This is a genomic window from Kitasatospora sp. NPDC059747, from assembly GCF_042732955.1.
Classification (GTDB): Bacteria; Actinomycetota; Actinomycetes; order Streptomycetales; family Streptomycetaceae; genus Kitasatospora.
On the sequence record NZ_JBHWGV010000066.1, the window covers coordinates 25168 to 31354 of the forward strand.

Consider the following 6187-nt stretch of genomic DNA (forward strand, 5'->3'; position numbering starts at 1 on the left):
GGACGGTCGTCCGGACACGCACCGGCCTTCCCGCGATTGTTGCCGAACGCTTACCGCCGCCGCGATCTTGATCGGGCACCCCGTGGCATGCTGATGCCTTCACAGCTCTGCCGAGGGGGACGGCGGAAAACTCCGGACTCGGTACGGCAAGGGGGGAAGACAGGCCCATGAGGCTCTGCTTTCTGGTGGAGGAGCACTACCGGCACGACGGCATGCCGCTCGACGTCGCACGCCAACTCACCGCGTGGGGGCACCGGGTGGACGTGCTGCGCCCCGGCGACTCGCTCCTCGCGATCTCCGAGGCGGTGCGGGCCGGCACCCACGACGCGTGGGTGCTCAAGACCGTCTCCGGCGGGCCCGGCCTCACCCTCCTCGACGCGGCCGCGGCCGTCGGGCTCACCACCGTCAACGACGTCCGCTCGATCCGCGGCGTGCGCGACAAGGCGCTCGCCTCCGTCATCGCCCGCACCCGCGGCCTGCCCGTGCCCGTCACGTACGCCGCCGCCCGGTGGGAACGGCTCGCCGAGATACCCGCCGCCGAGTACCCGCTCGTCGTCAAGCCGGCCGACGGCAGCTCCGGACGCGCCGTGCGGCTCGTCCGCACCCCCGACCACCTGCTCGCGCTCGGCCCCTCGCTCGCCGGGGAAGGACTGCTGATCGCGCAGCCGTACGTGCCCAACTCCGGCGTGGACCTCAAGATCTACTGCGTCGACGGCGAGTTCCACGCCACCGAGCGCTGCTCGCCCCTGCACCCCGGGCAGGGGGTGCGGGAGCGGCGGGTGCCGCTCGCGGGCGAGGTCGCGCGGATCGCGGCGCAGGTGGGAGAGGTGTTCGGGCTCGACCTGTACGGCGTCGACGTGCTGCTCGGGCCGGACGGGCCGGTCGTCGTCGACGTCAACGACTTCCCGAGCTTCCGGCAGGTGCCGGACGCCGTCGCCCGGGTCGGACGGGCCGTGCTGCGGCTCGCGCGCGGCGGGACGGCCGTGTCGGTGCCGGCCCCGGCACTGGTGACGGCGGGCGGGGGCGCGCTGTGAGGGTCGGGCTGATCACGGCGGACCAGGGGCACCCGGTGCTGGCGGCCACGGCGGAGGTGCTGCGCGCGCGGGGGCACGGGGTGGAGGTCGTCGGGCCGGGGGATGCATGGGCCGGTGACGTCTGCCTGCTGAAGGCCCGAACGGATCAAGCACTGGCGCTCGCCCGGGAGTTGGAGTCAAGCGGGGTGCCGGTGGTCAACTCGGCTGCGGCGACCGGACTTTGTCAGGACCGGGTGCGGATGGCCGAACTCGCGCTGGCGGCCGGACTGCCCTTCGCCGAGACGCGGTCACCCGGAACGCTCGGCCAACTCGACGATTCTTCTTACCCGTTCGTCGTCAAGAGCCGAAACAGCCGGCGCGGCGACCTCGTCGCCCGGGTCGACGACGCCGCCCGGCTGCGCGAACTCGCCGAGCGCTGGCCGGACGAAGCCGTCGTCACCCAGCCCTTCCTCGACGGCACCGGCTGGGACCAGAAGCTGTGGGTCGTCGACGGCCGGGTGTTCGCCGCCCGGCGGCGCTCCGAACTCGCCCCGCCCGCCGCCGACGCCCGGCCCGCCGCGGAATGGGAACCACCGGCCGACCGGGCCGCCCTCGCGCTGCGCGTCGGCGAGGCGTTCGGCCTCGACGTGTACGGCGTCGACCTGCTCGACGGGCCCGCCGAGCCCGTCGTCGTCGACGTCAACGCCTTCCCCGGCATCCGCGGCCGCGCGGGCGCCCCCGAGGCACTGGCCGACCTCGCCCTGCGCGTCGCGGCCGGCCGCGGTCGTTAGGCTGGCACCCCCGAGCACCTCGGGGAACGCCCGGGACGGCCCTCGGGGCGCACGGCGAGAGAAGACGGAACGTTGCTGCAGGACATCGAGCCCTACCTGGCCTGCCCGCACTGCGCGCAGCCCCTCGCCCGGCACGAACGCAGCATGCGCTGCCCCGCCGGGCACAGCCACGACCTCGCCAAGCAGGGCTACGTCAGCCTCCTCGCCGGTGACGCCCACACCGGCACCGGCGACACCGCCGACATGGTCGCCGCCCGGGCCGACTTCCTCGCCGCCGGCCACTACGGCCCCATCGCCGACGCCCTCGCCGAAGCCGCCGCGTCCGCCGACCCCGAAGGCCTCGTCGCCGACCTCGGCGCCGGCACCGGCCACTACCTCGCCCACGTCCTCGACGCCCTGCCCGGCCGGCCGGGCGCCGCGCTCGACATCTCCAAGTACGCACTGCGCCGCGCCGCCAAGGCCCACCCCCGGATCGGCGCCGTCGTCTGCGACGCCTGGCGCCCGCTGCCGCTGCTCGACGGGTCCGCCGGGCTGATGCTCAACGTGTTCGCGCCCCGCAACGGGCCGGAGATCCGCCGCGTGCTGCGCCCCGGCGGCACCCTGCTGCTGGTCTCGCCGACCCCGCGGCACCTGCGCGAACTCGTCGCCGCGCTCGGGCTGCTGTCGGTCGACGAGGACAAGCAGCGGCGGATCGACGAGAAGCTCGGCCCGTACCTGACGCCCGAGGGGCGACGGGAGGTCGAGTTCACGCTGCGGCTCGGGCCGCAGGACGTGCGCACGGTGGTCGGGATGGGGCCGAGCGCCTGGCACACCGATCCGGAGCGGCTGGCCGCGGCGCTCGCCGGGTTGCCGGAACCGGTCGAGGCGACGGCGTCGGTGACGGTCGCGGTGTACCGGCGCTGAGAAGGGGGCTGAGGCCGGTCGCTGAGGCCCGGTCGCTGAGAACGGGCGCGGTGTACCGGCGCTGAGGGCTCTCCTGCGCGCCCTCGTTGTGCGCACCCTGTGCGCCTCCCATGCCCGGGCCGTGCACGCGGCTCCCCGATGGGATGAATCTGCCGCGCAGGCACGTTTCTGCCGCCTGACCTGCAGTTAGGGTCCGACGGGTGAACCGCGACGCCACCCGCACCGCCTCGCCGTCCCACCCCCGACCGGACGCCCCGGCGCCCGACCGGCCGCCCGTACCGCGCCCCACCGTCGACGAGCTCCGGCTCACCTCCTTCAAGTCCTACCGGCGCGCCGCACTGCCGCTCGCACCGCTCACCGTCCTGCACGGACCGGCCGGCGTCGGCAAGGCCAACGCGCTCGACGCGCTCGCCGTCCTGTCCCGCCTCGCCCTCGGCGAGGAGATCGCGGACTCCCTCGACGGCATCCCCGGCGCCTCCGGCCAGCTCGCCACGCCCGTCCGCGGGGGCCTGGCCGGATGCGTCCCGCACGGGCGCGACGCGATCATCCTCGGCTGCACCGTCCGCTCCCCGGCGGGCCGCATCCGGCTCGACGTCGTCATCCGCACCGACGGACCCGTCCGGATCGCCCGCGAATCGCTCAGCCTCGACGGGCGCACCCTCGTCGAGACCGGCGAACAGGACCTGCGCGGCCGGCGCGTCAACGTCTGCTGGCACAACGACACCCGCCAGGGCGACATCCGGGCACCCTTCCCCAGCGGCACCATGATCACCGCCCAGCTGCCGCTCCGGGTCGCCGGCTCCTCGCCCGGCGAACGCACCGTCCTCGCCGCCACCGAGCACGCGCTCACCGCCCTGCGCGAGGTCTTCCCCGTCCACCCCGTGCCGGCCCTCATGCGCGACTGGGCCCGCCCCGACCCGCAGGCCCGCCTGACCAGCAACGCCGCCAACATCTCCGCCGTCATCGCCCGGCTCGCCGGCGAGTGCCCGCGCCGCTACGGCCAGCTCCTCCGGGTCGTCCAGTCCGCCGCACCGCACCCGCTGCTCGGCCTCGACCTCGCCCACCGCGGCACCGGCGCCGACCGGGGGGTCCTCGCGGTCTTCGACGAGGGCCTCCTCGGACGCACCGGGGCCGACCAGGCCTCCGACGGGATGCTGCGCCACCTCGCGTTCGCCGCCGTGCTGCTCACCGGCGCCGGGGTGCTCGACCTGGACGTGGCCGCCGAGGTGCCGTGGGCGCACCGGCAGCTCACGGTGCTCGCGGGGGACCTGGGGGCCGGGCTGTCCACCGAGCAGACGGCCTCGCTGCTGCGGCTGGCGCGGGAGATGTCGGGGCGCAACCAGTTGCGGGTGCTGGCCGCGCTGCAGGAGCCGGCGGCGGCCCGGGAGGCGCTGGCCGGGGGGTCCGTGGGCGGGGTCATGCTGGTCGAGTGCCGGCGCGACCCGGCCGCGGGGCACACCGTGCTGCGGCCCGAGACGGCGCGGGTGCCGGCCCAGTGCGGGCGCGGGGAGGGGGAAGCGGCTGCTTCTGCCGCTTCTGCGGCTCCTGCCGCCGCTGACGGTGTTGACGGCGGGGACGGCGGGGCGGGGGCGGACGGGGATGCGGTAGACCTGGACGCGTGAACGAACGAGCTGAGGAATCCGGTGCCGGCCCTGCGGCACCGACGTTGGAGAGCCTGCGGCAGCGGCTGGTGGACTTCGCGGCGGTGCGGAAGTGGGAGCCCTTCCACACGCCGAAGAACCTGGCGGCGGCGCTGACGGTGGAGGCCGGCGAGCTGCTGGAGATCTTCCAGTGGCTGACGCCGGAGCAGGCCGCCGCGGTGATGTCCGACCCGCAGCGCGCCCACCGGGTGCGGGACGAGGTGGCCGACGTCCTCGCGTACCTGGTGCAGTTCTGCATGGCGGTGGGGGTGGACCCGCTGGAGGCGCTCGCGGCCAAGATCGAGCGGAACGAGGAGCGCTTCCCGGTGCCGGGATCGGCCGCCTACGTCAAGCCTGAGGTGCGCGAATAATCCCTGCGAGGGACAGGAGTTGTCCACAGCCCCGGGGTTTTCCACAGCTTTGAAAAGCCCCAATGCGCACCTCCCCCTCTCGGCGCACGCTTTCGCCGTGACCACGAACCGCCCCGGCGGCGGCCGTGGTCGGACGGCGAAAGCGAGCGGAAGGGGACGCGCCATGGAGGCGCTGCGATTGATCAAGACGGCCCGGCACGCACTGGTCGAGGCCAGGCACGTACCCGACGTGCTGGCGGAGGCGCGGCGGGCGGCGCTGCTCACCGAAGCGGTGGGGGCCCGGTTGGCCGAGCTGGACGAGGAGGAACTGGCCGGACTCGGCAGACAGCTGTCCGAGGCGGGCACGGTCGCCTCGGGCTGCCTGGACCGGTCCGTGGTCAGGGCGGCCGTGCTGAGCGGCGGACGGTCCGGCCGGCTCGGCGAACTCGGTGACCTGGAGGAGACGTTGGGGGCGCTCGACGGGCTGCTGCGCGAGCTCGGCGAGACGCTGGTGGTGCTGGCCTGCGGGGCCGACACGGAGAGCGTGTACTGGACGTGCATCGACACCGTCGACGCGGTGGCGGAGTGCAAGGACCTCGTGGTGCGGCTCCGGCAGGCGGCGGGGCGGTTCCTCGGGGCGGCGGAGGCCGAGCCGGCCGGCCGGGGCGCGCCCTTACTGGTGGTCCGGCTCGGGGCGCGCCGCGGGCCGCGCCCCCCGCCGGCGCGGCGGGCCCCCCCCCGCGGGCGGCCCGGCCCGCGCCCGCCCCCCCGGGGGGGGGCGGCCGCCCGCGCGGGGCGGCGGGGGGGCGCTGTGCGGTGGTGCCGTCGTCCTCCCGCGGGGGCCGGGGGCCCCCCCGGACGGGGCGCCGGACTACCGGGTGCCCGGCGCGACGGCCGGAGCCCCGGAGGTGTCGGTGCCGGTGGGGTAGCCAGCCGTACCGGCGTCGCGGACGCCGGAGGACTGGAGTTCGGCGAGGTCCGCGGTCACGGAGGCGAGCAGTTCCTGCATCTGCTCCAGCAGGCTCTTCGGAGTGGCGGCCGGGACCGCCGGGGCAGTCGGGAACTGCGGCGCGGCGGATGTCTCGGACCAGGGTTCGGACATGACGGGACCTCTTCGGATCGGTAGTGCGACGTGAAGCGGCCGACGGTGGCTCGGCCCGCGCGGCGGGGGTGGCTGCTGCCTTGCCACTGGGGCGCACGCTCCCGCCGCAGCGTCCAACGACCCGCGCCGCCACCGGGTCACCGCACACCACCCGATGCGGTCCATGTCGGCGGGGAGGTCAGCCTCCCGAGTGAAACGAGGGTTGCCGCCTCAGGGAGCCCTGGGCTAGGAGGAGGGAGGGTAAGGGAGAGAAGGGCAGTGGGCGCGGACCGAGGCGGCTTGTGCCGGCCTGCGGAGGCGTGCGGTGGGGGGGGGGGGGGCGCGGGGCCCCCCGCCCCCCCCCCCCCCCCCCCCCCCCCCCCCCCCCCCCCCCACACACCCCCACACA

Annotated in this window: 6 protein-coding genes and 1 pseudogene; 6 read left to right on the top strand and 1 reads right to left on the bottom strand. The window is 75.8% G+C overall.

Annotation, left to right across the window (positions count from 1 at the left end; genetic code table 11):
- The first annotated feature begins 167 nt into the window (after positions 1-167).
- The 6 genes and pseudogenes from ACFV4G_RS26455 to ACFV4G_RS26480 all read left to right on the top strand — a co-directional run.
- Positions 168-1034: a RimK family alpha-L-glutamate ligase gene (locus tag ACFV4G_RS26455; protein WP_380444498.1), complete on the top strand. Its 867-nt coding sequence runs from the start codon at positions 168-170 to the stop codon at positions 1032-1034.
- Positions 1031-1804, top strand: coding sequence for a RimK family alpha-L-glutamate ligase (locus ACFV4G_RS26460; protein WP_380444499.1), 774 nt, complete (start codon positions 1031-1033; stop codon positions 1802-1804). The genes ACFV4G_RS26455 and ACFV4G_RS26460 overlap by 4 nt, the downstream gene beginning before the upstream one ends.
- Positions 1805-1876: 72 nt before the next feature.
- Positions 1877-2707, top strand: a complete 831-nt coding sequence (locus ACFV4G_RS26465) for a putative RNA methyltransferase (protein ID WP_380444500.1) — start codon at positions 1877-1879, stop codon at positions 2705-2707.
- A 200-nt stretch (positions 2708-2907) separates the two neighbouring features.
- A complete protein-coding gene (locus tag ACFV4G_RS26470; protein ID WP_380444501.1) occupies positions 2908-4329 on the top strand; it encodes an AAA family ATPase in 1422 nt (473 codons plus the stop codon).
- Positions 4326-4718 carry a nucleotide pyrophosphohydrolase gene (locus ACFV4G_RS26475; protein WP_380444502.1) on the top strand — a complete coding sequence of 131 codons (393 nt, stop codon included), beginning with the start codon at positions 4326-4328 and terminating at the stop codon, positions 4716-4718. Before ACFV4G_RS26470 ends, ACFV4G_RS26475 begins: the two co-directional genes overlap by 4 nt.
- A gap of 163 nt (positions 4719-4881) precedes the next feature.
- Positions 4882-5292 (top strand): annotated as a pseudogene (locus ACFV4G_RS26480) (DUF6099 family protein); the annotation flags it as partial.
- A 276-nt stretch (positions 5293-5568) separates the two neighbouring features.
- Here the strand turns inward: ACFV4G_RS26480 and ACFV4G_RS26485 are convergent.
- The gene (locus ACFV4G_RS26485) at positions 5569-5799 is read right to left on the bottom strand and encodes a hypothetical protein (protein ID WP_380444503.1); all 231 of its coding nucleotides are present in this window, start codon (positions 5797-5799) and stop codon (positions 5569-5571) included.
- Positions 5800-6187: the final 388 nt, after the last annotated feature.